This is a genomic window from Caulobacter sp. GW821-FHT10C03, assembly GCF_059415485.1.
In genome coordinates this window covers 56,346-80,052 of record NZ_JBWKNI010000022.1, presented here as the reverse complement: position 1 = coordinate 80,052, position 23,707 = coordinate 56,346, and the positions used below count along the sequence as shown (strand labels likewise).

The following is a 23,707-nucleotide window of genomic DNA, read 5'->3' as shown; positions in this document are numbered from 1 at the left end:
GCCGACAGCTCGCGCACCGCCGCATCGCCCCGCGCCGCCACGTCGGCGAGGATCCCCTCCACCGTCTCGCGCACCGCACGGTCCGCCGCCGCCACAACGCCCGCATCCGCACCGCTCTTCAACCACTTCGCCATGGCCGTCTCTCCTGGAAGTCTCCCGGGAAAGGTTTGGCGCGGATCGGCGGGACACGCGCGACGTGTGGCCGGAACGGTCGCGTAGTGGAGAGGAACCCTATCTCGGGCGCGCGCCCGGGCGGGTTAGCCGCCCACACCTAACCCTGGCGCGCTCAGGCCGCCAGGCGGTGAGCCCGGCGCCAGGCCTGGGGCGCGGCGCCCATGGCGCGGCGGAACAGCCGGCACAGGTGCGACTGGTCGGCGAAGCCGCAAAGATAAGCGATCTGACTCAACGGCTCGCGGGTGGTCAGCATCATGTACTGGGCCGCCTCCAGCCGCCGACGGGTGACATAGGCGTGCGGCGTCTGGCCGAAGGTGACCTTGAAGGCGCGGCCGAAATAGCTGGGGCTGAGCGCCACCAGGGCGCCCAGGGCCGCCGTGCTGAGATCGCCCTCCAGGCCCTCGTCGATGTGCTTGCGCAGCTTGCGGGCCTGCCAGGGGGCGAGGCCGCCCTGCACGGCCGGCGCAACCTGCGGCGCGGCGACGCCGACGACAAGGGCCGAGGCCTTGGCGATCAGGGCCCGGGCCGTGGCGGCCTCCGGCTCGGCCGAACGCTCCAGCGACCGTTCCAGGGCGCCGAGCACCTCGCGCAGGTCGGCGAAGCCGCGGGGCTCGCCCGCCAGTTCCCGCGCGGCCATCAGGCCGGTGGAGGGGGCGGCGTCGGAGAAGGATGACGGGGCGAGGAAGGACATGGTTTCGATCCCTGACTGCGGGCGCCCCGACGGGCCCCTTCGTTTTCGAGGATCATTGTTCTGCGAGCGCGACGCACGTCGCCATCGCACCCGCGCTTATCGTCGCAGTCCCTGGGTTTGGCGGGGTCATACCCAGGTATGGGATCGCTACCTTGCGAGGTGGGTCCGCGCGGCTTTCGACGCCGCGCGGACCCGGCCCGTCAGCCCTCGGCCAGCGAGGCGCTGTCGATCACGAAGCGGTACTTCACGTCGCTCTTCTGCATGCGCTCGTAGGCGGTCTCGATCTCCTGGATCTTGATCATCTCGATGTCGGAGACGATGCCGTGCTCGGCGCAGAAATCGAGCATCTCCTGGGTCTCGGCGATGCCGCCGATCAACGAGCCGGCGATCGACCGGCGCTTGAAGATCAGGGCGGCGACGTCCGGGCTCGGGTGAGCGTGTTCCGGCACGCCGACCAGGCACAGGGTCCCGTCGCGCTTCAGCAGGGCGGTGAAGGCGTCGAGGCTGTGGCTGACCGAGACGGTGTTGAGGATGAAGTCGAACGAGTTGGCGTGGGCGGCCATCTCATCGGCGTTGCGCGACACCACGACCTCGTCGGCGCCCAGGTCCAGGGCGTCCTGGCGCTTGGCTTCCGAGGTGGTGAAGGCCACCACGTGCGCGCCCAGGGCGTGGGCCAGCTTGACGCCCATGTGGCCGAGGCCGCCGATGCCGACGATACCGACCTTCTTGCCCGGACCGACGTTCCAGTGGCGCAGCGGCGACCAGGTGGTGATGCCGGCGCACAGCAGCGGGGCCACGGCGGCCAGCTGCTCCTCGGGGTGGCTGATCTTCAGCACGAAGCCGTCATTGACGACGATCTGCTGCGAATAGCCGCCCAGGGTGTGGCCGGGGGCGTCTTCGGTCGGGCCGTTATAGGTGCCGACGAAGCCGTTCTCGCAGAACTGCTCCAGGCCGTCGTCGCACGAGTGGCAGTGCTTGCAGCTGTCGACCATGCAGCCGACGCCGACCACGTCGCCTTCCTTGAAGCGGCTGACCGAACCGCCGACGGCCGAGACGCGACCGACGATCTCGTGGCCGGGCACGCAGGGGAAGAGGGTGCCGGCCCATTCCGAGCGCACGGTGTGCAGGTCGGAGTGGCAGACGCCGCAATAGGCGATCTCGATCTGGACGTCGTGCGCGCCGACGGCGCGGCGGGTGATGTCCATCGCTTCCAACGGCTTGTCGGCGGCGAAGGCGCCATAGGCTTTGATGGCCATGTGCAGGATGTTCCGATTGGCTTTTTGGGGGAGGAAGACCCGCGAGGGATCTTGCGGGGCCAATCTAGCGCGCGCGCGATCGTAAAATTAGCCGCTCAGCCTTTCACGGCTCGATGAGCAAAATTCATCAATCGACCTCTTGCGACGCGGCCGCCAGGGGCAGTCGAAGATCGAACCGCGCGCCCTCCCCCGGCTCCGAAGTCACGACGATCGTCCCGCCATGGGCCTCGGCGATGGTCTTGCAGATCGACAGCCCCATGCCCATCCCGCCGGACTTGGTGGTGTAGAAGGCGTTGAACAGCTGCGGCAGGCGCTCGGGCGCCACGCCCGGCCCGCTGTCGGCCACCGACAGCACCACCGCCTCGTCCTCCACGGCCCCGCGAACGGTCAGCACCCGCTCCTGCGCATCGGTATCCGCCATCGCCTGCACGGCGTTGACCATCAGGTTGACCAGCACCTGCTGCAGCTGGACCCGGTCGCCGTCCACCTCCGGCAGGTCGGCGGGAACCTGCACGCGCAGGGCCACCCCATTGGCCGTCAGCTCGCGCCGCACCAGCAGCACGGCGTCCTCGACCAGCGCGCCGAGCGCCAGCCGCGTCGTCTCCGGCTCGCCCTTGACGGCCATGGTGCGGATGCGCCCGATCACGCCCGAGGCGCGGTTGGCCTCGCCGATCATCCGGTCGAAGGCCCGGCGCACCTCCTCCAGGTCCGGCGTCTCGCGCTTCAGCCAGCGCAGCCCCGCCTCGCCGTTGGTGACGATGGCCGACAGCGGCTGGTTGACCTCGTGGGCGATCGAGGCGGTCAGCTCGCCCAGGGTCGAGATCCGCGCCGCATGGGCCAGCTCGGCCTGCACCCTTTGCAGATCCTCCTGGGCGCGCAGGCGGTCGGTGATGTCGATGACCCCGACCAGGGTCGCCCCCTGCGGCAGGTATTCGCGCGGATAGCAGCAGGTGAACAGGCCGTCGAACTCGCGACCATCATAGGTGCGGAACCGCGCCTCGCTTTCGTAATGCGGCTTCTTCTCCAGGGCGGCGATGACGCTGGCGGCGAAGACGTGCTCGCTGCTCGGCGGCCAGAAGCGGTCGACCGGACCCAGAAGCTGCTCGCGCGTGGCCTCGAACAGCTGCAGCGACTTCTCGTTGACGTCGACGACCTGGCTGGCCTCCATCATCTGCCGCACGAAGCGCGGGTTCTCGGCGATGTGGGCCCGCAGGCTGGTCACGCCCTTGGCGCGCAGGGCCCCGAACATTCCCGCCAGGGCCGAGAAATCCAGCTCCCAGAACGACACGCTCATGGCGTGGAACACGTTGCGGAAGCGGTATTCGCTGCGCCGCAGGGCCTCCTCGGCCTTGCGGGCCTCGGTGACGTCGCGGCCGGTCTCCAGGATTTCGGCTGGCGCGCCCGAGGCGTCGCGGCGCAGCGACCAGCGCAGGTCGATCACCCCCTGGCGACCGTCGGCCAGCCGCCGGGTGACCTCGCCCCGCCAGGCGCCCTGCGCCAGCAGGCGGGCGTTGATCTCCTCCAGCGGGGCCGGGAACACCGTCTCCAGCAACCGCGGCGCATGGGCGTGGCGGGCCGCCTCGCGGCTGTGGCCGTACAGCGCCTCGCACCCCTGGTTCCAGAACAGGATCCGCCCCTCCAGGTCGCGCACCAGGATCGGCTCGCGGGCCGTGTCCAGCAGGCCGAGCAGGGATTCGGTCGAAACGTTCAAGACGTCGGGGTGGTCGCGCATCGAGATCACCGAAGGTTGCGCCCCTTTATTGACGGCGCGCAGTGGTTGGTCCAGCTATCGCCCTCATGTCGGTTCCGACGGTGCACATTGTCGACGACGACGGGGCCATACGCGAAGCCCTGGACAGCCTGTTCCGCTCGGTCGGGCTGGAGACGCGCCTGTTCGGCAACGCCCAGGACTTCTTTCGCTCCGGACATGCGCACGACGCGGGGTGCCTCGTCTTGGACGTACGGCTCCCCGGCGTCAGCGGCCTCGACTTCCAGGCCCAGCTCAACGCCGCCGACATCCGCATGCCGGTGGTGCTGATGACCGGCCACGGCGACATCCCGATGACCGTGCGCGGCATGAAGGCCGGCGCCGTCGACTTTCTGGCCAAGCCCTTCCGCGACCAGGACATGCTCGACGCGGTGACCACCGCCATCGGCCGCGACCAGGCCCAGCGCGCTGAACGCTCGGGGCTCGACGAGGCCCGCCGCCGCTACGACACCCTCACCGCCCGCGAGCGCCAGGTCATGGCCCTGGTCGCCGCCGGCCTGATGAACAAGCAGATCGCCTTCGAGATCGGGCTCTCCGAGATCACGGTGAAGATCCACCGCGGCTCGGCCATGCGGAAGATGGAGGCGCGCTCGATGCTGGAGTTCGTGCGCATGGCCGAGCTGCTCGGCGTCGCCCCTGCGACATGACGCCATACACCCGAGTATGATTCCGCCGCCGGCCGGTCTGGGGCAGATAGATCCCACCCGCCGCCCGCCGCCAGTCCGCGCGCCCCCGGCGGGACCGGAAGGGACGAGTAGGTGTCGCAAGCCCCGTTGATTGCCGTGGTCGACGACGACGAAGCCGTCCGGGCTTCCCTGGAAGCCCTGATCCGCTCGCTGGGCCACCGCGTCGCCACCTTCGCCTCGGCCGCCGCCTTCCTGGCGTCGGAGGTCTCGTCCGGCGCCGACTGCCTGATCAGCGACGTCCAGATGCCCGGCCTCTCCGGCTTCGACCTGCAACTGGCCCTGGGCGAACGCGGCCTGGCCACCCCCGTCATCCTGATCACCGCCTTCGACGACGCCCGCGCCCGCGCCCGCGGCCTCGCCCTCGGCGCCGCCTGCTTCCTGAAGAAACCTTTCAGCGGCGACAGCATCGTAAAGTGCCTGGAGTCGGCCCTGGCCGGCCGTTAGCGCGGACGACGGCGCGACCGGCGGCGGGCAGTTTCATGATTTTAGGAAAATGGCGCGCAGAATCGAAAGACGGCGACCACTACATCTACGCGGGAGCTCTCTAACACGCGAATTTCCGTGTTCGCGTGGGCTTCGAGCACGAGATCGGGATCGCAAAGCCCGTCATAGCGTCACTGGGCGCAACCAGGGTTATCATTATGGATACCTGCCATACTTACATCCCCGTCCGAGATCTTTCCGAGACCGAGACAGCGCAACTGCTTCGGATTTCTCTCGATCAACTTAAGCGCTACAGGGCGTATGGGGGCGGTCCCGCCTATCAACAGACTGATGACCAGGTGCTCTACGCCCTGGCCGATCTCTTTGCGTGGGCAGAAGTGAAAATGATGGGCTCCTCCCAAGCGAAGACACTGCCTTCTGCTTTCGACACCCAAAACCCGCCGCGCTATCTCTCAACTGCAGAAGCGGCGCAGTTGCTGAGGCTCTCCGCGAGAACCCTGGAAAAGCACCGTAGCCATGGTACCGGCCCAGCCTACAGAAAGCTCGGCGGCCGTGTAGTTTACGGTTCAGCAGACGTTCTCGCCTGGGCGGAAACCGGCGCAAAAGCTTCGACCTCAGATCGAAGCCAAGGACCATCGCCAGCCAAGCGCCAAGCTGCATCATCCCAGTTCGACGTCGGCGACGAGGTCGAATCGGGTGCAAATGCGCGACTTACTAAGGATGCGAATTTCGCCTCAGGTTCAAATTTTCCCGATTCAGAACGATTGGGGAACCTGATACCGTGAACTGGTTCATCGAAACGGATCGCCCCCGATCATCGGCGGCTCGCGTCATGAGGATTCTATGGCCTATCGTGTGATCGACCTCTTCTCCGGTGCTGGCGGCATGACCCTGGGGTTCACCGACAAGCGCTTCGGCGGCGGCTTCGAAAGCGTTTGGGCCTTGGATTTCGACAAGGCTGCGACGCTGACTTACGCGGCCAATTTCGGCGATCACGCCGACTGCGGCGACATCGAAGCGCGCGTAGCGGAAGATCGCGACATCCCTCAAGCCGACGTCGTAATCGGCGGCCCGCCTTGCCAGGGCTTCAGCCTTCTCAACAAACGACGCAGCGGTGATTCCCGGCGCGCCCTTTGGCAGCCGTACATGGACATCGTCGAGCGTAGCGGCGCGCGCGTCTTCGTCATCGAAAATGTTGCTGAGCTCTTCAAGTCGCCGGAGTTTGCGCTGATCCGTGAGCGGGCCGACGCCATGGGTTTTGATGTGGTGGCCGATGTGCTGCTGGCTGCCGACTATGGCTCCCCGCAAACACGCAAACGGACGGTAATCATCGGCTGGCGGCGCGACATGAACGTGCTGCCTAACTTCCCGCCTATGGCATCACATGCCGCGCCTAGCCTGAAGAGTAACCTTCCGGCCTGGCGGACCGTGCGTGATGAAATCGCCGACCTTCCCAAACCCGTCGGCACCGAAATCCGCCCCGACGCGCCCCCCCCGTACAATCTGCATTTCGGGCGGACGCCGACCGACAAAAGCATTGCCCGCTACAAGGCCGTGCCGCCTGGCGGCAACCGGTTTGACCTGCAACGAAATGCGCCACAGATCACTCCGGACTGCTGGATCCGCAAGACTAGCGGCGGTACCGACCTGTTCGGCCGCCTGTGGTGGGACCGCCCGTCGGTCACCATTCGGACTGAGTTCTTCAAGCCCGAAAAGGGCCGCTACCTGCATCCCGAGCAGCATCGGCCCATCACGCACCGAGAAGCCGCCCGGCTGATGGGCTTCCCAGACGATTTCGAGTTTGTCGGCACTAAGACCGAGATCGCCCGCCAGATCGGCAACGCCGTGCCGCCCCATTTGGGCGGCGCGATTTCCAAAGTGGTCAAGGGTCTGCTCGATGCGGCCTATGCGCGGGTAGCCGCTTAAGGCTCAAGGTCTAGCTGGCCCGAACGGTGGGTCTCGTCATGATGTAAGTTGCATAGGGTCACCAGGTTCACCGCCGCGTTGGAGCCGCCCTTGGCGTGCGCCTGAATGTGATGAACCTCTAGGAATCGTGGGTCGAACATCGCTCGATCGTGCGACCATCCACATCCACGCCAACGACAGCTCCAATCATCGCGTTCCATCACCTCGCGCCGGACGATCTCCTTAATGTACCGATCATGCGGCGGCGACTGTTTGTCTTCGGCCAGGATGTAGATCCCGACGGCGAGACTCGGGTCTCCGCTAAAACGGGTGATCACCGGCCAGCCTTCCTCGGTCCGCAACTCCCGCGTTCGTCTGGCCCACTCGGTCGCATCGCCAGCCACGTAGCGCAGCTCCTCACTGGTCACGTGTTTGCCGACGTTGGCGCGTAGATAAGCTAGCATCTTGGACTGCACGCCTTCGTCGCTACGGCGAATGGAATTGGCAGTCTTCCAGCGCCGGGCTGCATCCTCGTCACGCCGATCTTCCACCAACATGTAGTCGTCCACCGCCATCGGCGGGAACGCCTGCGCTAACTCGGCAGAGGTGCCTTCTTCGGCGGCTGCCTCACGCATTTCCTTAGCCGCCACGCCCGACAGGATTGGCCACCCCATTTCGCAGCGCAACTCGCGGATCCGTCGCGGATAATCGCCGATACCAGCGACGATCATGCATTCTTCTCCCGGGACCACCTGACCGACATTGGCGCGAAGATAAGCCAGAATGCGCTCGCGCCCGGACATCGGACGGTCTGCCTGGACCAACGAAGCGCCCAGGTCCCTAAGGGCGCGCGACGCCGGCACCAGGGCTTGGACCTGTTTGCGAAGGCTCTCCTCGCTCAATGTCCGCGTAAAATCGTCGATCAGTTTCGCCAAGTCGGCGCGCAGGGTTTCCGGTTCGTTGGTCTTCGGACGTCGCGCCATTCCTATTTCGTCGTCCCCTCAAAGTGGCTTCTTAATCGCTGGCGCAAGGCTTCATCGTCCTTGAGCTCGCACTCCCATACCACCAAAGACCGCCAGCCAAGCTTTTCCAGCTCGGCGAGCGCGGCACCGTCGCGAGCGATGTTGCGGTCGATTTTCGATTCCCAGAACTCCCTTCTCGTTTCCGGAAGTTTCGCTCGACGGCACCCCTGATGACCGTGCCAGAAGCACCCATGGACCATAATCGCTGTGCGGTGACGCGCGAGCACGATGTCGGGTGTGCCCGGTAGTTGCTTGCTGTGTAGACGGAACCGATAGCCCATGGCGTGCAGCACACGGCGGACCGCCGTTTCAGGTGCGGTGTTCTTGTTGCGCACACGCCCCATCAACGCGCTGCGAACGGGAGTGGTCAGTTTGTCGGCCATGCGGGCGCAACCCTCCCGGGAAAAGAGGGCTGCGGCAACGCTTCGCCGAATCCTTCAGCGCTCGTGATAAGAAAACTCAAGGCAACCTATAGAATCGCATCTCGGTGACCGACACGCTCGCTTCGTCTCATCCCGACTATCTCGTTTTGTCGACCATAGCCGACGAAATCCGCGCGCGCATGGCGCTCAAGCCCGCCCGCCTGTTTGCCGAAAAGATGGTCGAGGCGATCGAATTCGTCCTCGATTCCGTCCGCACTGGCCGGACGAGCGTCGGCCAGCTTGATCGCCAGGAGAAGGCGTTCATCGGCACCAAGGTCGAGCATTTTCTTCGCGACTACCTTGATGCGCCCATCGGTATCTCTCGGGACATGCGTTTGGCCGAGCACGATATCGACATCAAACATACGGTGGGTCGGGACTGGATGGTTCCGCCGGAGAGTTTCCGCAACGACGAGCCGCTTCTCCTGGTGATCTCAAACGAAGACGACCGGATCTCAAGTATGGGCGTCATGTTGGCTCGCCCCGCCAATTTGACCAGCGGTGGTAACCGCGATCGCAAACGAACCGTCTCAGCGGCTGGGCGCAAGTCGATCCTTTGGATCGTCGTCGATATGCCTTGGCCGAAAAGTCGCTGGGACGGCATCGACATGGAGCTCTTTCGACGGCTCCGCAACGACATCCGCTACGGCAAGCCCAGGGCGGCACTGTTCTTCGAGGAGAATCTCGGTCGTGTTGTGGATCGCACTGTGGTCACTGCGCTGCTACACGACCAGAAAGATCCCCTTAAGCGCCTTCGCGCCAACGGGGGAGCGCGAGACCTTTTAGCTGCAAAAGGCATCGCCCTGCTCTCGGGTTTTCTCGATGTCAGCCTTGCTCACGAGTTCGGACATACCCTCGATGCTGACGATTTCGTCGCGGTAAAACCTACGACGTCGAGCCAAGAGCAACGGCTCCGCAGCGCCCGAAAGATCCGTTGATCCGGACGGAGCCTCCCTGGAGCAAGCACGACCCAAGGCTGACAACTACTAGCCGTCTCAATATATACCGGCATTATTACCAATGCTCGCGCCGAACCACGACATGAACTATTCTTCATATGCATCTTGTCCACCTCCGTATTGCTGCCTTAGCTCCTGGGCCCTGGTCCGCAATCGCTGAGCTTCCGACATCCCGGTCCCAGTGAGTTCAGCTTTGACATCTAGGACGCGAGCTTGCAGCAAATAATCTTGCGGCGTCATGACTTTCAATGTGCTGAGAAGCGCCTCAGCTTGAGGAATAAGCCTTTGAGCGGCAAGTAGTTCAATTTCAAGTCGGGTTGCAACCCCCTCTCGACCACTCATTTTCCTGATTGCTTCGATGTCGCGTCGCGCAGTTTTTTCGTCTCCGGCCCAGGCAGCGGCCTGGGCGCGAAGTGATCTCGTCAAAAATTTGCTGCTTGATCTCTGATCCAAAATGTCAGTCAGAACATCTCGTGCTTCGGGCCACCGACGCTGCTTCATAAGAAGCTGCGCTTCTCGTCTATCGGATCGACCATCATTGTCCGGCATTAGCCTCAGTCGTGCTATTCCGGCCTGTGCCTCAGGAATTTTATTTTGGGCGAGATTAAGCCCAATCTCGAAATCTGTAAGAATGGCGCTATCGTTTATTGATCGGCCCGGCTGGGACAACAATTTACGGAGCGCAGGGTAATCCCCTTGAAGTTTATAGGCGCGAGCTAATTCATTTAGGGCGGCTCTATTAAACTTGTTCGCGCGCACAGCCTCGCGTAGTAGGGTTATGGCCTCCGGATACTTGCCCTGCTTGCGAAGTTTATGCCCCTCAAGGAAAAGAACTGACCGATATCGGCGTTCAGTCATGAACTTTATCAGTGCTTCAGCGTCGTCGAACTGCGAGGCCCGGATTTGCGCACTTACGGTGGTTGAGAGAATGTCCTCTCTAACCGCCTCGCTCATGCTCATGTCTTTAGACAAAAGCCCAAGTGAAATTACCCTTCTAAGTTCTCCATCGTCCTCCGAGCTTTTTGCTCTGGCATAATTTTCCTTGACCAGGTCGCTAAGAAATCCCGGAGAAATAAGGTTCTTCAAGCCGTCTGGAACCGGGAGGCCTTGCATCGTTTGTACAAAAATAGATGCCTCGAATACGTCTTCCCTAAAGTCCCCACGCTTTTCCGCTTCCAGCCACGCGCTAGATAGAATGCTGGCCAGGGCATCAGTAACCCCCTGAGGGGTTGGATTGCGCCTGCGATAGAGTTGCCGGATAGCGGGCGAGATGGCGTACGCAAACCCGTTGATTGTGATCAGGCAGGCTCGGCGCAGTGCCTCACACGCCGAAGCAGTGCCGTCTTGACTTAGATCGCCAGCTCTCTCGGCGACCTTCTCAAGCAGGTCCCCGCCAAGCGCGGGAACCCAGCTGAGAATGTCCAATATTAGCTTCTCTGATTTAGGTAACGAGGCAGCATCAACCACCTCTCCGAGTATGGTGGATTGAATATTCATGAGCTGTGCAGGATCCCTCTCCAGCACAGAAATTCCTTTTTGGCTTGCAAGCTTTACCGCAGCATTTGCAATATCGGCGTGCCCGCCGATCGCAGATAGAGTTTGCGATGATATTTTGAATTCAGACAGCCCCATGTCTTTGGCGGTGTGAATCATTAGCGTCAACGTTGCGTCATCGGATAATTCCTCGACACGCATCTGCACTGCATGACCTATTGCGCCAAGCTCGTCTTCGTCGAACTGCCTGTTGCTGACAAGGAAAAGCGTTGCCTCAGGCGGAATGGCAGAAAGTAAATCTATTACCCACCCCTTCGCCTCGCCTTGATCTTCAAAGAATCCATTTGCACTCACAATCGTTACAGATTGATCCAGCGCCCAGAAATGAGAAAGTAGTCTAAGTAGTTCCGAGGTCCTCTCTTCGTGTGACGCCTGCTGAAAGACATCTAAATCGTCGGAGAGTTCACCGGGGGATACTGTGCTGGTCTCTGAGCGCAATGCTCGATACAAATCTGCGGGATCAGCCTGAGATGGTAACAAGATCGAGGGGCCGTAGGCGAGATTTGGCGAAGCGCTTAGATATTTATTCATAAAGTACTGAGCAAAAGTTCGCCGCCCTATGCCGGGAAATCCGGCCAAAACGTAAACGTTTGGCATCTTGCCGGTGCGTTGCAAGTGTCTTGCGGCGGTATTGTCCAGCCGATCGCCCGTCCCGCCGCGCCCTTTCACTTCAATTTTGCCGATCAAGCCATTGCTGGGAGATAGCAGCGTCGTTGTGATGTAGCGAGCAATGTCCGGAGGGCTCATGCCCGCTTTAATCATCCAGTGGCCTTGTAGCCACTCGGGCAGATCACTGAAGCTGACCCGGCTGTCCGTTGGAAAAATAAGGAGCCTAACTCCCTTGCCGAAAACGGCCTGCGCCCTTGCCTGACTGATCTCAAAGAGTACCGCCTTTGATTTCAGGGAAGCCTCTGAAGCGAACAGAACGAAGACACCGCTCGCAGCGATCGCGCGCTCCATTGCAGTTAGGAGCGCCTCTCCGTTTTCGAAGCTCTTTTCGTAAAAGTGGGCCAAGCCGCGCGGCAAGCGGTTGTGAACTGCCCTTACGAAATCCGCATCGGCGAATGAGAGCGACAGAAAGACCTGAGTTAGCATGTCAAACCCATGTGCGACCGTTCGGTTTAGATTGAAGCGCTGCGCACGCCGCTTCAACAGCTAAGCGTGAGGAATTTTCGAGCCAAGGTTGCGGTCGAGGCTAGGGAGCAGCGAGATCGAAGACTCATGGGCCACAGCTCTCCTACGCGCCTGCCCGCACAACGGACTTACCAGCCTAGCTGGATCTGCCGGATAGGCGCACGCTTCGACCTAGCTTTCTCTTGTGATGCGCTTTCGGTTATCAACAGGACTTAGTCCGGCCCGCGAGTTAGCTGTGAAGTATCGCGGACACGCTGTGAAAATTTCTCGAGCGCGCTGCCGGACAGGGGCGATCGGCGTGTCTAGACCATGCGGACAACAGGTCCGCGCGTCTGTGCGAACAACATGCCTTCCAAAATCAAAGCCGCGCCGCTCAAGGGCGCGCGCCTCTCTGTGCAAAACCGCCGAACCACGACCAAACCAAAGAGGGTCTACAAGACCCACCCGATTGTCGCCCGACCTGATCCTCTCTGGACCGAGTGGGAAGACCCTGGTGATTTTGCCGCCGCCCTGGACCTACACGTCCGCCGCCATGGCGAGACCATCTACGCCCTCCACAAGGCGCTCGCCGCCAGCGGCGACAAGATCGACGTCCAGACCCTCTACATGTGGCAGCGGCGCAAGAAGGAGCCGCGAAGCACCTCCACCTTCCGCATCCTGACCGCGATCGAGGCCCGCTATCGGCTCCCCGAGGGCTATTTCCGCGCCAAGCTCACGCACCCAAGCCGGATGGTCACGGGCGGCGGCCTGGAGAAGCTTTCTACGGCCGAACGCCGCCGGATCGCCTGGCATCTGCCTGACGACTTCGACCGATTGCCTAAGGCCAAGCGCGACGAGATCCTAGAATGGGTGCGGACCGTCGTCGTGTCCGGCTCGACCGAGTACCGCCGCTATCACGCCAACGCGCAGCTCTATCGGTTCTCGTTCCGCTTCTCGGAGGGCAACCGCCCGCTGCCTATGCCCCGGCCCGCCGCGCTGGCCGATCGCCTGGCTGACGGCGGCGAGGTCGTCGTCGGGCGACCGCTTGGCGCCGACCGCGCGCCGCCGGTTCTCGACGCCGAGGCCAGGGACCTACGCCTCTTCAAGACCGCGACCCTGACCACCAGCGGCAAGGGCCGAAACGGCGTCTGGAACGAAGCGACGGCAGATCAGAAGATGGATCACCTGGGGCTGATGTTCGGTGCCCTGGCGGCATGTCCCGAGGGCGATTTGCGCGGCTATGGCGCGCCGCTTCGCTCCCTGACCTTCGCGATGCTGCTCTTCCCGCCCGTTTGGGACTGGTACTTGCGTTGGCGCGAGACCAAGCGCGGTTTCTTCACGCGGTGGGAAAGCGAGATGCTGATCGTCATCGCCGGCCTCACACGCAAGGGCACGGGTTGGCTTCGGCAATCACCGCATCTAGCCAGCTATCTGCGCCCTATTGAGGGGCTGATCAGCTTGGAAGACGTCGAGGCGGCGCACGCTGACTGGGATGCGGTCTGCGAGACCATGCACCGCCATGCGCTCGTTCGGACACGCGAAATCGACCGGGTGGCGCGCGTCCATCGCGATCCGTTCGAGCCGATCCTTCCCGTTCTGGAGGCTGATAGCCCGCTTGGTGAGTACCGGAAGATCGGCGAGGAAGTGCGCCGCCTGCGGCCCGACCGCCGCCGGTTTCCGGTTGCAGCGGCCGAGGCGACGCGGGCTTATCTGATGCTTCGCATCGGCCTTCACCTTGGCCTTCGGCAGAAGAACCTGCGGGAGCTGCTGTTCGTCCCGCGCGGGCGCAGCGCGACTCCGGAAAAGCAGCTTGAGGGCCTGAAACGGGGCGAAATGCGGTGGAGCGACCGCGAGGGCGGATGGGAGGTGCTTGTTCCGGCTGTGGCGTTCAAGAACGCCGGCTCGTCCTTCTTCCGCAAAAGCCCGCTGCGTCTGATCCTGCAAGATCTCGATGGCCTGTACGACGAGATCGACGTCTATCTGGCCAAGGACCGGCCGACGCTGCTGCGAGGTCGGGCCGATCCACGGACGTTCTTCATCAAGACGGTGAAGACGATCAGCACCAATCCGGCCTACGAGCAGCACACTTTCTATGAGGCGTGGCGCTCGATCATTCAGCGCTACGGGATCTACAATCCCTACACCGGGCGCGGCGCCATCGAGGGTCTTTTGCCCCACGGTCCGCACAATGTGCGCGACGTGCTGGCCACCCACGTCCTCAAGCGGACCGGCTCTTTCGAGCAGGCGAGTTACGCGATCCAGGACACGCCCGACACCATCGCCGAGCACTACGGGCGTTTCCTTCCGCAGGATAAGGCGGCGTTGGCGGCGCAGGTCTTGAACCAGGTTTGGACGATCTAGCCGCATGCGGGCGGCGCACTCAGTGCGTCGCCCGTCCTATGGAAGGCGGCTGAAAATGAGGGCTGGAGCGGTGAAAGGCAGGGTAAGGGAGGATCGCAAGATTGAAGCGTCCGGGGCCATGACCCCCACACGCGATTGTCTGCACACTGGATTTTCCCGGCCCACCCCTTGGAGGGGAGGTCTTGGCGAAAGCGCCGAACCTTTCTTTTTCTGCGCCCTGACCCTCACCAAACCCGTCCCCGCTTGCGGTTGACGGCCTTGGGCGCAAGCTCGGGGCATGGACGATCATCTGCTGGATTTCGCGCTGCGCCCCGGCCGCATCGGCAATGATGGCGGACAGGTCGTGCGCGGCGCTCAGCGTCTTTCGCGCCTCGTCGGACGGGCCAAACCCTCCCGCTCGCGGCAGGCTGGCGGCCGATCGGCGCGGCCGCCGACGGCGCCGGGCAAGTGCTCGCGGATCGGCAAGGGCCAGGACGTAGCCAACGCCATTCGCTTTCGCGGCGGTGGCGGGGCGGGACGCCGGGTCGTCATCAAGGCGCGCATCGTTACCATGAAGACCGGAAGCCAAGCGGCCGGCGCGCATCTGCGCTACCTCGTCCGCGACGGCGTCACCCGCGAAGGCGAGCCCGCCAAACTCTATGACCGCGACAGCGAAGGCGTGGACGGCGGCGCCTTCACCTCGCGCGGCGTGGGCGACCGCCACCAGTTCCGGTTCATCGTCGCGCCCGAGGACGGCGCGGAGCTTTCGGACATGCGCGCCTTCACACGCGACCTGATGAGCCAGATGGAGCGTGACCTTGGGACGAAGCTCGATTGGGTGGCGGTGGATCACTTCAACACCGGCCACCCTCACAGCCATGTCGTGATCCGGGGAAAGGACGAGTTCGGGAGGGATCTCGTCATCAGCCAGGACTACATCACCCACGGCCTTCGCCGCCGCGCCCAGGATCTAGCGACCCTGGAGCTAGGGCCGCAGACAGAGCTTGAGGTCGCCCGCAAGCGAGAGGCCGAAGTCAGCGCCGAGCGGTTCACCAGCATCGACCGCAGCCTCGTGGCCGACATGAGCCCGGAGCGCACCGTGGACGTGCGCCCCATCGCCGGTCAGGTCCGCGCCGAGGCCGAGACGACGTTGCGCCAAGGCCGCCTGAAGGCCCTTGAGCGCATGGACCTGGCCAAGCAGACCTCGCCCGGCGTCTGGCGGCTCTCTGAGGACATGGAGCCGACCTTGAAGGCCATGGGCGAGCGCGGCGACATTATCCGGGCCATGAGCCGCGCGGTCAGGCGCCGAGGCCGTGAGGCCGCGCCCGAGACCTTCGTGATCGACCCTGCCGGCGAGGCCTCCGCGCCCAAGGTCGGGCGGGTGATCGACAAGCGCCTGACCGACGAGCTTGGCGACCGTATCGGCCTGGTCGTCGATGGCCTGGACGGTGGGGTCCGTCACGTCGAGGTCGATGGCGAGGCCGCCTCGGATATCCGCATCGGCTCGATCGTCGAGACCGGCGCAAGGCCGGCCGGTCGTCCGGCGGATCGCACCATCGCCTCCCTGGCTGAGGATGGCGTCTACCGGCCCAGCGAGCACCGTCAGCGGCTCTTGAGCGGCGAGATGCGGCTTCCTCCCGGCGCCAATGCTGACGACTTGGTCGAAGCCCATGTTCGCCGCCTAGAAGCGCTGCGCAGGGGCGGCGTGGTCGAGCGGTGGAGCCAAGACGTCTGGAGCGTCCCTAGAGACTTCCAGAGCCGCGCCGAGGCCTTCGATTTGGAAAAGGGCCGGCGGGCGCAGGTTCGGCTTCTCTCAGCCTTCGATCTCGAAAAGCAGATCGGCAGCGACGGCGCGACTTGGCTCGATCGCCAGCTCGTCGGCAAGACCGCGCTCGAGGCCGCGCCGCAGGGCTTTGGCGGCGAGGTTGACCGGGCGCTAGAGCGTCGTCGGCATCATCTGGTTCGCAGGGGCCATGCGGTCTTCGACGCGAACGGCGCGTGGCGGCCCAAGCGCGATCTTCTGACCACCCTGGAGCGCCAGGAGGTCAGCCGAACGGCCGAGGCCATGGCGCGAGAGAAGAGCCTTGCCTTCCGCGTCCCCGAACCCGGCGAGAACATCAGGGGCAAGCTGACCGACACGGTGCAACTGGCGTCGGGGCGGTTCGCGGTGATCGAGGGCAATCTGGATTTCAGCCTTGTCCCGTGGCGGCCGGCGATGGAGCGCTATCGCGGCAAGGAGATCGCCGGGACGGTGGAAATCGGCGGCGGCATATCCTGGCAGCTTGTGCGGGGCCGGGGTCTTGGCCTCTAACGGCGCACCAGCGGCGGCGCGGTCGCATCTGAGAGGTCAACCCAATCGGCGACCTCTCCTCGCGCCTTGGCCTGTTCGCAGAGCAAAGCGGCTAGGGCGCGGGCCTTATCGGCCTCGTCAAATTCTCCGACGACGTCGCTGCCCGTCAGCACGCCGAAACCGCTTCTCGACCTGGCCACGATAATCATCATTTGATGCAAAGTACGTAGCGCGCTGGCGAGTTCCTAGACCCTGGAAACAGGGCTCACACGCCCTATACCGTCTCGTTCAGCACCCGGTCCACGCTCATTAGCAGCAACTCCAAGGGGGCAGGTTTGACCAGCGCTTCGTGAGCGCCCAGCCCTTGCGCGAGGCCAAGAAGTCCGCCGGGGCTCATCCGTCTGGCGCCTGCGCTCATGGCGATGATCCTAACGCCCGGCCACCGGCGCTTTACCTCCATGATCGTTTCGATGCCCTCGCGGACCGGCATGAGCAGATCGATGATCACTAGATCGAACGTCCTTCGTTCGAGCTTCTCAATTGCCCTACCGCCGTGCTCGGCCTCTTCGATGTAGTGGCCAGCTTGGTCCAGAGCGTTGGCAAAGACCTGCCTCAGAAGCTCATCGTCATCGACGACCAGAATGCACGCCAATGCGACCTCCCGCGCAGCTTACCAAGACGGAGACGGCAGTCGCATCGCCACGCCATGCTCAAGGTTGACTAACGCGAAAAACAGCCTGAGGTTTCGTGCGTCAGCACGAGAGGAAAAGATGGGAACCGATCAAAATCCTCCACGCTCGCGCCGGGGGTTCGCGTCGATGACACCTGAAAGAAGGCGCGAGATCGCCCGTAAAGGTGGAGCCAGTGTACCCGCTGAGAAGCGCAGCTTTGCCCAGAGCCGTGATTTGGCGGCATCCGCCGGCGCCAAAGGCGGCTCGCAGGCTCGCCGGATCTCAAAGGTTCGAACCAGAATCAAAGACTGAAGCTGTCGTAGGCGCGCCCATCGCAGTTCGTGCGAGCATGTCCCGCCCTATCGGGAGCTAGCCGCCTGTTCGTCGAATGAACCGCCTCCAGTCTCCGTCACCTGATTGGCCAGAGAACTGCCGCTAGCCATTCGGCGAGCCAGAGCCTCGATGAACTTGGCGTAGCGCGTCTGGCCGAGCGCCCGCGTCGCCGGTTCGTCGGCGGACTGAACGATAGGCGCCGAGCCTAGCCAGGTGCGCACGAAGATCGCCAAGGCCTCATTGCCGACTTGCGCCTCCCGCTCCAGACGCTCGATGCGGCTGTTCATGCGGTCAAGACGGCGCAGCAAGGCCGCCTCGGAGCGCTCGGCGCCATCCGGCGACATGAAGGATGCCACGGCCGCGCGGACGATTTCCGACTTTGGCCTACGAGTGCGGATAGCCAGTTGATCCAGCGCCTTGGAGAGGTCGGCCGGCAGATAGACCTTGGTTTCGACCTTCATGCGGCGTCCTCGTCGGTCAGGCCAAGGCGCTTGCGCATCAGCCAAGCGCGGTGACGGGCGCGGGTGTAGGGCGAGACGGATTCGGCGACGGCGATCCGGCCGCCGACATGGCACCAGTGGTCGGGGCAGATGCTTTCGGGGCGAAAGCCGGCGGCCTCTATGGCGTCGATGGCTTCCAGCGCCGCGCGCACCTTCACCCACGATCGAAGGTCGAGGAGGATTTCGGCGCCGGGGGTGACGAAAGACAAGCGTTCGCAGGGTTGGCCATGAGGTACGGCACGTAGGACCCAGAGGCGGGAGACGGTCGTGCCATATAGCCCGGCTTCCCAATGGACCACGGCGAAGACGGAGCCGGGCAGGAAGCTGACGGCCTTGCTTTGGCGACTGATCTGCCGTTCAGCGGCCGGCCGGCCGAAGCGGACCCAGCGCTGAAGGTGAGTCCTCAGCCACATGAGATCGACGGTCGTGAGTTGGGCGGGCTGATCCATGTCGCGGCTCCGGGAGCAGGCGACATGATCGGGTGTGAAGTGAAGGCTTCAACCCCGGCGATAGAGGTATCGTAGAAAGACAGGCTTTCACGTAGATTAGCGTACGCTGACGCCCCCGCGAAAATAGGGGCAAATCTAGGATGAAGCAGGAATTACGAAAAAAGGGGGGCGGTTTCGCCCCCCTTAAACAATCGCTGCTGGAAGCGATTATTTGTTCTGCTTGTAGGCCGCGTCGTAGGCCTTCTTTTGATCCGCCGTCCAGTTCGGGTTGTTCGCGGGGCCGTTGCCCTGCGTAGCGTCGCGCTGGCCTTGCTGCTGGGTTTGCTGAGGAGTGGTCATCTCTTTCGCTCCGGTCAAGGTTGCCGCGCTCGGGGCCGTTCGCGGCGCGGCGCCGAGCCGCGCAGGCAATGAAACACCAGGCCCGCTCAGGGTCAACAAATTTTTCCGTCGTGTTTCTTTGTAAAGTCGCTCAAGCTCGTTTTTAGCCTTCGCTCCGCTTTTCCCGCGCTCGCTTAACGGCGTACCTATGTCGATCGTAAAGTGCCTTCGCAGCCTTCGGGGAGGCGGCCGACGCTGAACTTAGGTTGGCCGCCCGACGATCAACCATCTCGGTTTTGGTAGGTATGGGAAGGTCAGTGGGTAGTGTGTTGCTCCGGAGCCAGTTGGCTAATGCCATATACGCCCTCTGAGATTTCTCACGGATCAGTGGACGGGTTAGAAGGCCAGCGTCCAACCAGGGCCCGAAACCTTCAGGGCTCCGCAAATAGTCAATTATATTTTCGCGCGACCTATATTCACGAGCTGGAGAGGTTGGCAAATTATATTCTATCCTCGTAGGATTAAATCTTTCGACAAGCGCACAAATTTCAAAGCGAAATTCTTTTCGGAGATCTGTATCTATTCCAAACTGATCAGCTAAAAGGTCGGCCGCGTCTTTCGTTGTGTGATTATGGGCGTAGCCATCTTTTTCTTCGATATTCTCATTAGCCGCGATCAGCTTTCCGTCTTTAGAGTATATATGGCAAGCTGCCCCATCCCGCACGACTTTAGCATAAACTTTTATCTTGGCCGTCGACATTACCGACCCGTCCCGTAAATTCTATCGGCCGTATTACCAAATCCAAAAGCGGGTAAGCCGACATCGTCAACGTCAGATATCACTTCAAATGTATAAATCGGGATTTCCAGATTGCTTTTATCTTTATAAAATTCATGTATGCCATGCTCGTGGGCCGAAAGAACAGCAATTCGGATCTGACTAGATCCAACACCAAGATCTCTCAGCTCGTTCACGGCAACCTTCATTGTCTCGCCGGTTCCGATTATGCTGTCGATTACAAAAAAATCTGTCAGATCCGGCGCGCTTGGAACGGATACCATGTATACAACCGCCGGCTCTTCATTTAAATAATCATGATGTATGCCGATATGACCCGTTCGTGCTGAGGGAAGAATTCGGCTAAAGGCCTCGCCCAGCACAAGGCCACTGCGCATAACCGGCATGGCGACAACGTTCCACTGCTCCATCAGTCGCCCGCTGTTTGCTCGTCCCTCAAAATCAAAGCGGGCGTCTGCGACGAGGGAAAACTCTCTGGTCGCCTCTACCGCGAGCATAAGGCCCAGCTCATAAATAAGGTCTCGCGCCTTTGAGCTGTCACTGGCGCGATCACGAAGCAGGGTGAGTTTGTGCTCCGCCAGCGGATGCCAAACGATTTTAACAGGGACTGTCATGCACTCTCCGTGCTTCGTTCCAGTGAGCACTACAACGTTTTCCACGAATTTTGCTCGTGAACCTTGCGCCGAATTTTCTCGGCGATAAAGGGCCGACTTCTAGGACCCGTGACGGTCCGCGATCCCGCCATTTTAGATAGACCCGAGGCCGGACGGGCCGATGAGCGTCAAGGGTGCGCGCCCTCGGGCGCGCATCGCGCAGCGACGGCGAAGCCGCCCTTGACCCTCACCGTCCCGCCCGACAGGCGCTCGGCAAGCGGACCAGGGCGAGCCCTGGCCACTTGCGGCCACGCTCTTACGAGCGGAGGCGGACACCGGGGCCGCCGCTTGCGTCAGCGCTGACGAAAAACACCCCATCCTCCTCTAAGGCAGCTTGGATGCGATCAAGAGTGCCGGTTTGCATGCCACCCTTATTCGACTCGAACCGATGAATTGTGGAATCTGCCACGCCCGAGCGCTCCGCGAGCGCCCTCACGCTTATGCCGAGGGCAGCTCTCGCCATTCGAATTTGAGCAGGCAGGATCATTTTTAGAGAAATTCTCCGACTTATTGCGAATTTTTGTTGACTCACTCGGCGAAATCCGCTGAAGTCTAAGCAGAATCCTCCAAAACTCCACCGATTGACTCGCCACTCGGGCCGAGCGCCTGCGCCGGGAGCCCCCGCATGTCTGAACGCAAGGAAGATCCGACTACTGTTTCCCGCCGCACCTTGCTTGGCGCGGCATCGGCAACGCCTCTCGCCTGCACGGTCGCCGGAGCGGCCGCAGCGTCCGCCGCTGACGGCCTCATTGCCCAGTGCGCGCAGTGGCTGACGACCGATTTCGAGTCCGACCGCCTAGCCCGGCGTTGGGCCGCCTTGGAGATCCTGGCAGCGTCTGGATACGACTACTTCCGCATGACCGAAAAGGAGCGGCTGGGCTTGCCCATGGCGCCAGAAATGGCGGCGATCGAAGCGGAAATGGACGTCCTCTGGGACGAGCGTAAGCGCCAGTTCGACGCCATCAAGAAGCTCAAGCCGCGCAACGTCCACGAGGCCGTGAGCCTCCTCGTTATCGCGGCCCGGATGGACGTGCATGACGCGGGGCCGACCGCGCCCCTGATCCATCAGGCAATTACATTCCTGACGGCGGCAAAGTGCCCCGGCTGCGGAGAGCCCTATGTGCCGCCGAGCCTTCCCACGGCCTGACGCGGCGAACGCTGCCCCGCCGTTTTCCTGTCTTTGCGCGCTAGGCTACGCCGGGCGCCACGTAGTCGTTGCTCGTAGGCAGCGCCGGGCCATCGTCGCAGGATGGCACGTCGTCGTTCCCGCGAGGCACAGCCTCCACCAGACCTCTACGACTATCTCTCGCCGGACCCCGTCCAGCGATCTGCGAGTCTGCCGCTCGCCTCCGAAGCCATCGCGGTCACCGACAACTGGCCGGACTTTGTCCCCGTCACTGACCATGAGGCGCGGATCATCGAAGCCTTCTTCGCCGACGTGCTCGACGAGCTGTTCGGCCCTATCCCCTGAACATCTGGAGCTATCCCATGGGCCGATTGATCGAGCCAGACCCGACCTCGATGGCGTCGAGGGCGGCGCTCTACTTGCGCGTCTCAACTGGGCGCCAAGCTGATAGCGATCTGTCGATCCCCGATCAGCGGAGGCAAATGGAGGCCTATTGCGCCGGCAAGGAGTGGACGCCAGGCGAGGCGTTCGTCGAGCCGGGCAACACCGCCACGGACGACAAGCGCCCGGCCTTCCAGGCGATGATCGAAGCGGCCTTGAGTAAGCCTGCGCCCTTCGACGTCATCCTCGTCCATTCGTTTTCCCGGTTCTTCCGGGACCAGTTCCTGTTCGAGTTTTACGTTCGGAAGATCGCCAAGAACGGCGTCCGCCTGGTCTCGATTACCCAAGAACTAGGCGACGACCCCATGAGCGCGATGATGCGCAACATCATGGCGCTCTTCGATGAGTACCAGTCCAAGGAGAACGCCAAGCACACCCTGCGGGCCATGAAGGAGAACGCGCGGCAAGGATTCTGGAACGGCTCCCGGCCGCCCTTGGGGTATCGGGTCTACGTCGCCGAACAGCGAGGCGCGAAGCTCAAGAAGAAGCTGGAGATCGACCCCGTCAACGCCGAGAAGATCCGGCTCATCTATCGGCTCGCTCTCTTCGGCGCTGATGGCTCTGGCCCCATGGGCTTCAAATCCATCGCCGCCCATCTCAACGATCGCGAGATCCGCACCCGTGATGGGGGCAAGTTCGGCCTCGACGCTATCCACCAGATCCTTCATCGCCCGTCATACATGGGCGAGCACCACTTCAACCGGACCAGCGCCAAGCTGAAGCGGCGCAAGCCGGAAGAAGAACACGCTATCTGCCAAGTGCCGGCCATCGTCACCCGCGAGGAGTTTCAGGCCGTGCAGGACTCCCTGCACCTACGCCACTGGAAGCAGATGCGGCCCAATCACGTGACCTGCGGCTTGCTGCTGGCTGGCATCTGCTTTTGCAGCAAGTGCGGGGGAGCCATGACGCTGCGCTCAGGCACGAGCGCCACAGGCGCTCACTATCGCTACTACACTTGTTCGACCAAGGCCCGCCAAGGCCCTACCGGCTGCGAGGGGATTACCGTTCGCGTGGATAAGCTTGATGACGCCGTGATCGAGCATCTGGAGCGCAGGCTTCTCCATCCCGAGCGCTTGGGGGTGCTGCTGGGAAACGTCATCGATAAGCGAACCGATTGGATTGATCGCCGCCGATCGCACGTCGTCGAACTCAGGCAGCGGGCGACCCAGGCAGCAACGAAGCTCAAGCGCTTGTACGAGGCCATTGAAGACGGCTTGGCCTCGACCGACGATCAGGACCTCAAGGACCGAATGCGTGAGCTTGCGATCATCCGCGACGAGTCTCGGGCTGACTCCGACCGTGCCGAGGCGGTGTTGGAAAAGCTTGGGCCGATGCTGACTCCCGAGACCCTGGGTCGCTTCGCTGAAGCGGCGCGGGAACGGCTACGCGGAGAAGACGGCAAGTACCGTCGTGAGCACGTGCGCGCGGTGGCGCAGCGCGTGGAGGTGGTCTCGAAGAACGAGATCCGCATTATGGGAAATAGGACTGATTTGCTCAGAACCCTGGCCGCCTCGGCAGGCGAACAATCGGCGGTTCTCGGAGTTCGTGTCCTTAAACCGAAGTGGCGCGCCCGGAACGATTCGAACGTCCGACCCTCAGATTCGTAGTCTGATGCTCTATCCAGCTGAGCTACGGGCGCGCATTTTTCGGCAAGAGAGACTGGCGCACCCGACACGATTCGAACGTGTGACCTTTGCCTTCGGAGGGCAACGCTCTATCCAGCTGAGCTACGGGTGCATCCGCCTTGCGGAAGCGCGGTCTTAGCCGAAAGCCGCGCCTGCGCAAAGGGTTTT

At 62.7% G+C, this 23,707-nt stretch carries 23 protein-coding genes and 2 tRNA genes; 11 read left to right on the top strand and 14 right to left on the bottom strand.

What is annotated here, in order from left to right; genetic code table 11:
• Positions 1-286: 286 nt before the first annotated feature.
• The 3 genes from AC07NG_RS22025 to AC07NG_RS22015 form a co-directional block, all read right to left on the bottom strand.
• Positions 287-865: a helix-turn-helix domain-containing protein gene (locus tag AC07NG_RS22025; RefSeq protein ID WP_494596345.1), complete on the bottom strand. Its 579-nt coding sequence runs from the start codon at positions 863-865 to the stop codon at positions 287-289.
• 200 nt (positions 866-1,065) lie between these two features.
• Positions 1,066-2,121, bottom strand: a complete 1,056-nt coding sequence (locus AC07NG_RS22020) for an NAD(P)-dependent alcohol dehydrogenase (protein WP_494596344.1) — start codon at positions 2,119-2,121, stop codon at positions 1,066-1,068.
• 127 nt (positions 2,122-2,248) lie between these two features.
• The gene (locus AC07NG_RS22015; protein ID WP_494596351.1) at positions 2,249-3,853 is read right to left on the bottom strand and encodes a sensor histidine kinase; all 1,605 of its coding nucleotides are present in this window, start codon (positions 3,851-3,853) and stop codon (positions 2,249-2,251) included.
• A 65-nt stretch (positions 3,854-3,918) separates the two neighbouring features.
• On the opposite strand from AC07NG_RS22015, the gene AC07NG_RS22010 reads away from it, so the two are divergent.
• From AC07NG_RS22010 to AC07NG_RS21995, 4 genes are all read left to right on the top strand, one after another.
• Complete coding sequence (locus AC07NG_RS22010; protein ID WP_494596342.1) at positions 3,919-4,536, top strand: response regulator transcription factor; 618 nt, start codon at positions 3,919-3,921, stop codon at positions 4,534-4,536.
• 111 nt (positions 4,537-4,647) lie between these two features.
• Complete coding sequence (locus AC07NG_RS22005) at positions 4,648-5,019, top strand: response regulator (RefSeq protein ID WP_494596340.1); 372 nt, start codon at positions 4,648-4,650, stop codon at positions 5,017-5,019.
• Positions 5,020-5,144: 125 nt separating this feature from the next.
• A complete protein-coding gene (locus AC07NG_RS22000; RefSeq protein ID WP_494596339.1) occupies positions 5,145-5,804 on the top strand; it encodes a helix-turn-helix domain-containing protein in 660 nt (219 codons plus the stop codon).
• 58 nt (positions 5,805-5,862) lie between these two features.
• Positions 5,863-6,945 carry a DNA cytosine methyltransferase gene (locus tag AC07NG_RS21995; protein WP_494596337.1) on the top strand — a complete coding sequence of 361 codons (1,083 nt, stop codon included), beginning with the start codon at positions 5,863-5,865 and terminating at the stop codon, positions 6,943-6,945.
• Here the strand turns inward: AC07NG_RS21995 and AC07NG_RS21990 are convergent.
• Positions 6,942-7,907, bottom strand: a complete 966-nt coding sequence (locus tag AC07NG_RS21990) for an HNH endonuclease (RefSeq protein ID WP_494596336.1) — start codon at positions 7,905-7,907, stop codon at positions 6,942-6,944. The genes AC07NG_RS21995 and AC07NG_RS21990 overlap by 4 nt on opposite strands.
• Before the next feature lie 2 nt (positions 7,908-7,909).
• A complete protein-coding gene (locus tag AC07NG_RS21985) occupies positions 7,910-8,329 on the bottom strand; it encodes a very short patch repair endonuclease (RefSeq protein WP_494596335.1) in 420 nt (139 codons plus the stop codon).
• 104 nt (positions 8,330-8,433) lie between these two features.
• On the opposite strand from AC07NG_RS21985, the gene AC07NG_RS21980 reads away from it, so the two are divergent.
• A complete protein-coding gene (locus tag AC07NG_RS21980) occupies positions 8,434-9,306 on the top strand; it encodes a NaeI family type II restriction endonuclease (RefSeq protein WP_494596334.1) in 873 nt (290 codons plus the stop codon).
• A 108-nt stretch (positions 9,307-9,414) separates the two neighbouring features.
• Here AC07NG_RS21980 and AC07NG_RS21975 read toward each other — a convergent pair whose 3' ends face one another.
• Positions 9,415-11,976, bottom strand: coding sequence for a TIR domain-containing protein (locus tag AC07NG_RS21975; RefSeq protein ID WP_494596332.1), 2,562 nt, complete (start codon positions 11,974-11,976; stop codon positions 9,415-9,417).
• A gap of 384 nt (positions 11,977-12,360) precedes the next feature.
• On the opposite strand from AC07NG_RS21975, the gene AC07NG_RS21970 reads away from it, so the two are divergent.
• Positions 12,361-14,355 (top strand): hypothetical protein, encoded by a 1,995-nt coding sequence (locus AC07NG_RS21970; RefSeq protein ID WP_494596330.1) that lies wholly within the window; start codon positions 12,361-12,363, stop codon positions 14,353-14,355.
• Between the two features lie 277 nt (positions 14,356-14,632).
• Positions 14,633-16,645, top strand: a complete 2,013-nt coding sequence (locus AC07NG_RS21965; protein WP_494596328.1) for a DUF3363 domain-containing protein — start codon at positions 14,633-14,635, stop codon at positions 16,643-16,645.
• Between the two features lie 253 nt (positions 16,646-16,898).
• Here AC07NG_RS21965 and AC07NG_RS21960 read toward each other — a convergent pair whose 3' ends face one another.
• Positions 16,899-17,276 (bottom strand): response regulator, encoded by a 378-nt coding sequence (locus AC07NG_RS21960; protein ID WP_494596326.1) that lies wholly within the window; start codon positions 17,274-17,276, stop codon positions 16,899-16,901.
• Between the two features lie 118 nt (positions 17,277-17,394).
• On the opposite strand from AC07NG_RS21960, the gene AC07NG_RS21955 reads away from it, so the two are divergent.
• Positions 17,395-17,607: a con-10 family general stress protein gene (locus AC07NG_RS21955; RefSeq protein WP_494596325.1), complete on the top strand. Its 213-nt coding sequence runs from the start codon at positions 17,395-17,397 to the stop codon at positions 17,605-17,607.
• A 47-nt stretch (positions 17,608-17,654) separates the two neighbouring features.
• Here AC07NG_RS21955 and AC07NG_RS21950 read toward each other — a convergent pair whose 3' ends face one another.
• The 5 genes from AC07NG_RS21950 to AC07NG_RS21930 all read right to left on the bottom strand — a co-directional run bounded on the left by AC07NG_RS21950 (position 17,655) and on the right by AC07NG_RS21930 (position 20,810).
• Positions 17,655-18,089, bottom strand: coding sequence for a ribbon-helix-helix protein, CopG family (locus AC07NG_RS21950; RefSeq protein WP_494596323.1), 435 nt, complete (start codon positions 18,087-18,089; stop codon positions 17,655-17,657).
• Complete coding sequence (locus tag AC07NG_RS21945) at positions 18,086-18,577, bottom strand: DUF2840 domain-containing protein (RefSeq protein WP_494596321.1); 492 nt, start codon at positions 18,575-18,577, stop codon at positions 18,086-18,088. The genes AC07NG_RS21950 and AC07NG_RS21945 overlap by 4 nt, the downstream gene beginning before the upstream one ends.
• A gap of 207 nt (positions 18,578-18,784) precedes the next feature.
• Positions 18,785-18,916 carry a hypothetical protein gene (locus AC07NG_RS21940; RefSeq protein ID WP_494596320.1) on the bottom strand — a complete coding sequence of 44 codons (132 nt, stop codon included), beginning with the start codon at positions 18,914-18,916 and terminating at the stop codon, positions 18,785-18,787.
• Between the two features lie 738 nt (positions 18,917-19,654).
• On the bottom strand, positions 19,655-20,308 hold the full coding sequence (locus AC07NG_RS21935; RefSeq protein ID WP_494596318.1) for a uracil phosphoribosyltransferase: 654 nt from the start codon (positions 20,306-20,308) through the stop codon (positions 19,655-19,657).
• Between the two features lie 295 nt (positions 20,309-20,603).
• Complete coding sequence (locus tag AC07NG_RS21930) at positions 20,604-20,810, bottom strand: helix-turn-helix domain-containing protein (protein ID WP_494596350.1); 207 nt, start codon at positions 20,808-20,810, stop codon at positions 20,604-20,606.
• Positions 20,811-20,972: 162 nt separating this feature from the next.
• Here AC07NG_RS21930 and AC07NG_RS21925 point away from each other — a divergent pair, with 162 nt between their 5' ends.
• The 3 genes from AC07NG_RS21925 to AC07NG_RS21915 all read left to right on the top strand — a co-directional run bounded on the left by AC07NG_RS21925 (position 20,973) and on the right by AC07NG_RS21915 (position 23,521).
• Entirely contained in the window at positions 20,973-21,494 is a 522-nt protein-coding gene (locus AC07NG_RS21925; RefSeq protein ID WP_494596316.1) for a hypothetical protein, read from the top strand.
• Between the two features lie 102 nt (positions 21,495-21,596).
• The gene (locus AC07NG_RS21920; RefSeq protein ID WP_494596315.1) at positions 21,597-21,818 is read left to right on the top strand and encodes a hypothetical protein; all 222 of its coding nucleotides are present in this window, start codon (positions 21,597-21,599) and stop codon (positions 21,816-21,818) included.
• A 17-nt stretch (positions 21,819-21,835) separates the two neighbouring features.
• The gene (locus AC07NG_RS21915) at positions 21,836-23,521 is read left to right on the top strand and encodes a recombinase family protein (protein ID WP_494596349.1); all 1,686 of its coding nucleotides are present in this window, start codon (positions 21,836-21,838) and stop codon (positions 23,519-23,521) included.
• On the opposite strand, the gene AC07NG_RS21910 is transcribed toward AC07NG_RS21915, so the two are convergent.
• Positions 23,477-23,553, bottom strand: a tRNA-Arg gene (locus tag AC07NG_RS21910). The genes AC07NG_RS21915 and AC07NG_RS21910 overlap by 45 nt on opposite strands.
• Positions 23,554-23,574: 21 nt before the next feature.
• A tRNA-Arg gene (locus tag AC07NG_RS21905) sits at positions 23,575-23,651 on the bottom strand.
• Positions 23,652-23,707: the final 56 nt, after the last annotated feature.

Bases quoted from the DNA above. Each gene is read 5' to 3' on its own strand.
- AC07NG_RS21925 (WP_494596316.1), top strand. From the start codon at position 20,973: ATGTCTGAACGCAAGGAAGATCCGACTACTGTTTCCCGCCGCACCTTG.
- AC07NG_RS21965 (WP_494596328.1), top strand. From the start codon at position 14,633: ATGGACGATCATCTGCTGGATTTCGCGCTGCGCCCCGGCCGCATCGGC.
- AC07NG_RS21975 (WP_494596332.1), bottom strand. From the start codon at position 11,976: ATGCTAACTCAGGTCTTTCTGTCGCTCTCATTCGCCGATGCGGATTTC.
- AC07NG_RS22010 (WP_494596342.1), top strand. From the start codon at position 3,919: ATGTCGGTTCCGACGGTGCACATTGTCGACGACGACGGGGCCATACGC.
- AC07NG_RS21920 (WP_494596315.1), top strand. From the start codon at position 21,597: ATGGCACGTCGTCGTTCCCGCGAGGCACAGCCTCCACCAGACCTCTAC.
- AC07NG_RS21950 (WP_494596323.1), bottom strand. From the start codon at position 18,089: ATGAAGGTCGAAACCAAGGTCTATCTGCCGGCCGACCTCTCCAAGGCG.
- AC07NG_RS21995 (WP_494596337.1), top strand. From the start codon at position 5,863: ATGGCCTATCGTGTGATCGACCTCTTCTCCGGTGCTGGCGGCATGACC.
- AC07NG_RS22025 (WP_494596345.1), bottom strand. From the start codon at position 865: ATGTCCTTCCTCGCCCCGTCATCCTTCTCCGACGCCGCCCCCTCCACC.
- AC07NG_RS21990 (WP_494596336.1), bottom strand. From the start codon at position 7,907: ATGGCGCGACGTCCGAAGACCAACGAACCGGAAACCCTGCGCGCCGAC.
- AC07NG_RS21955 (WP_494596325.1), top strand. From the start codon at position 17,395: ATGGGAACCGATCAAAATCCTCCACGCTCGCGCCGGGGGTTCGCGTCG.
- AC07NG_RS21915 (WP_494596349.1), top strand. From the start codon at position 21,836: ATGGGCCGATTGATCGAGCCAGACCCGACCTCGATGGCGTCGAGGGCG.
- AC07NG_RS21940 (WP_494596320.1), bottom strand. From the start codon at position 18,916: ATGACCACTCCTCAGCAAACCCAGCAGCAAGGCCAGCGCGACGCTACG.
- AC07NG_RS22020 (WP_494596344.1), bottom strand. From the start codon at position 2,121: ATGGCCATCAAAGCCTATGGCGCCTTCGCCGCCGACAAGCCGTTGGAA.
- AC07NG_RS21935 (WP_494596318.1), bottom strand. From the start codon at position 20,308: ATGACAGTCCCTGTTAAAATCGTTTGGCATCCGCTGGCGGAGCACAAA.
- AC07NG_RS22015 (WP_494596351.1), bottom strand. From the start codon at position 3,853: ATGCGCGACCACCCCGACGTCTTGAACGTTTCGACCGAATCCCTGCTC.
- AC07NG_RS21970 (WP_494596330.1), top strand. From the start codon at position 12,361: ATGCCTTCCAAAATCAAAGCCGCGCCGCTCAAGGGCGCGCGCCTCTCT.
- AC07NG_RS21930 (WP_494596350.1), bottom strand. From the start codon at position 20,810: ATGGCGAGAGCTGCCCTCGGCATAAGCGTGAGGGCGCTCGCGGAGCGC.
- AC07NG_RS21985 (WP_494596335.1), bottom strand. From the start codon at position 8,329: ATGGCCGACAAACTGACCACTCCCGTTCGCAGCGCGTTGATGGGGCGT.
- AC07NG_RS21945 (WP_494596321.1), bottom strand. From the start codon at position 18,577: ATGGATCAGCCCGCCCAACTCACGACCGTCGATCTCATGTGGCTGAGG.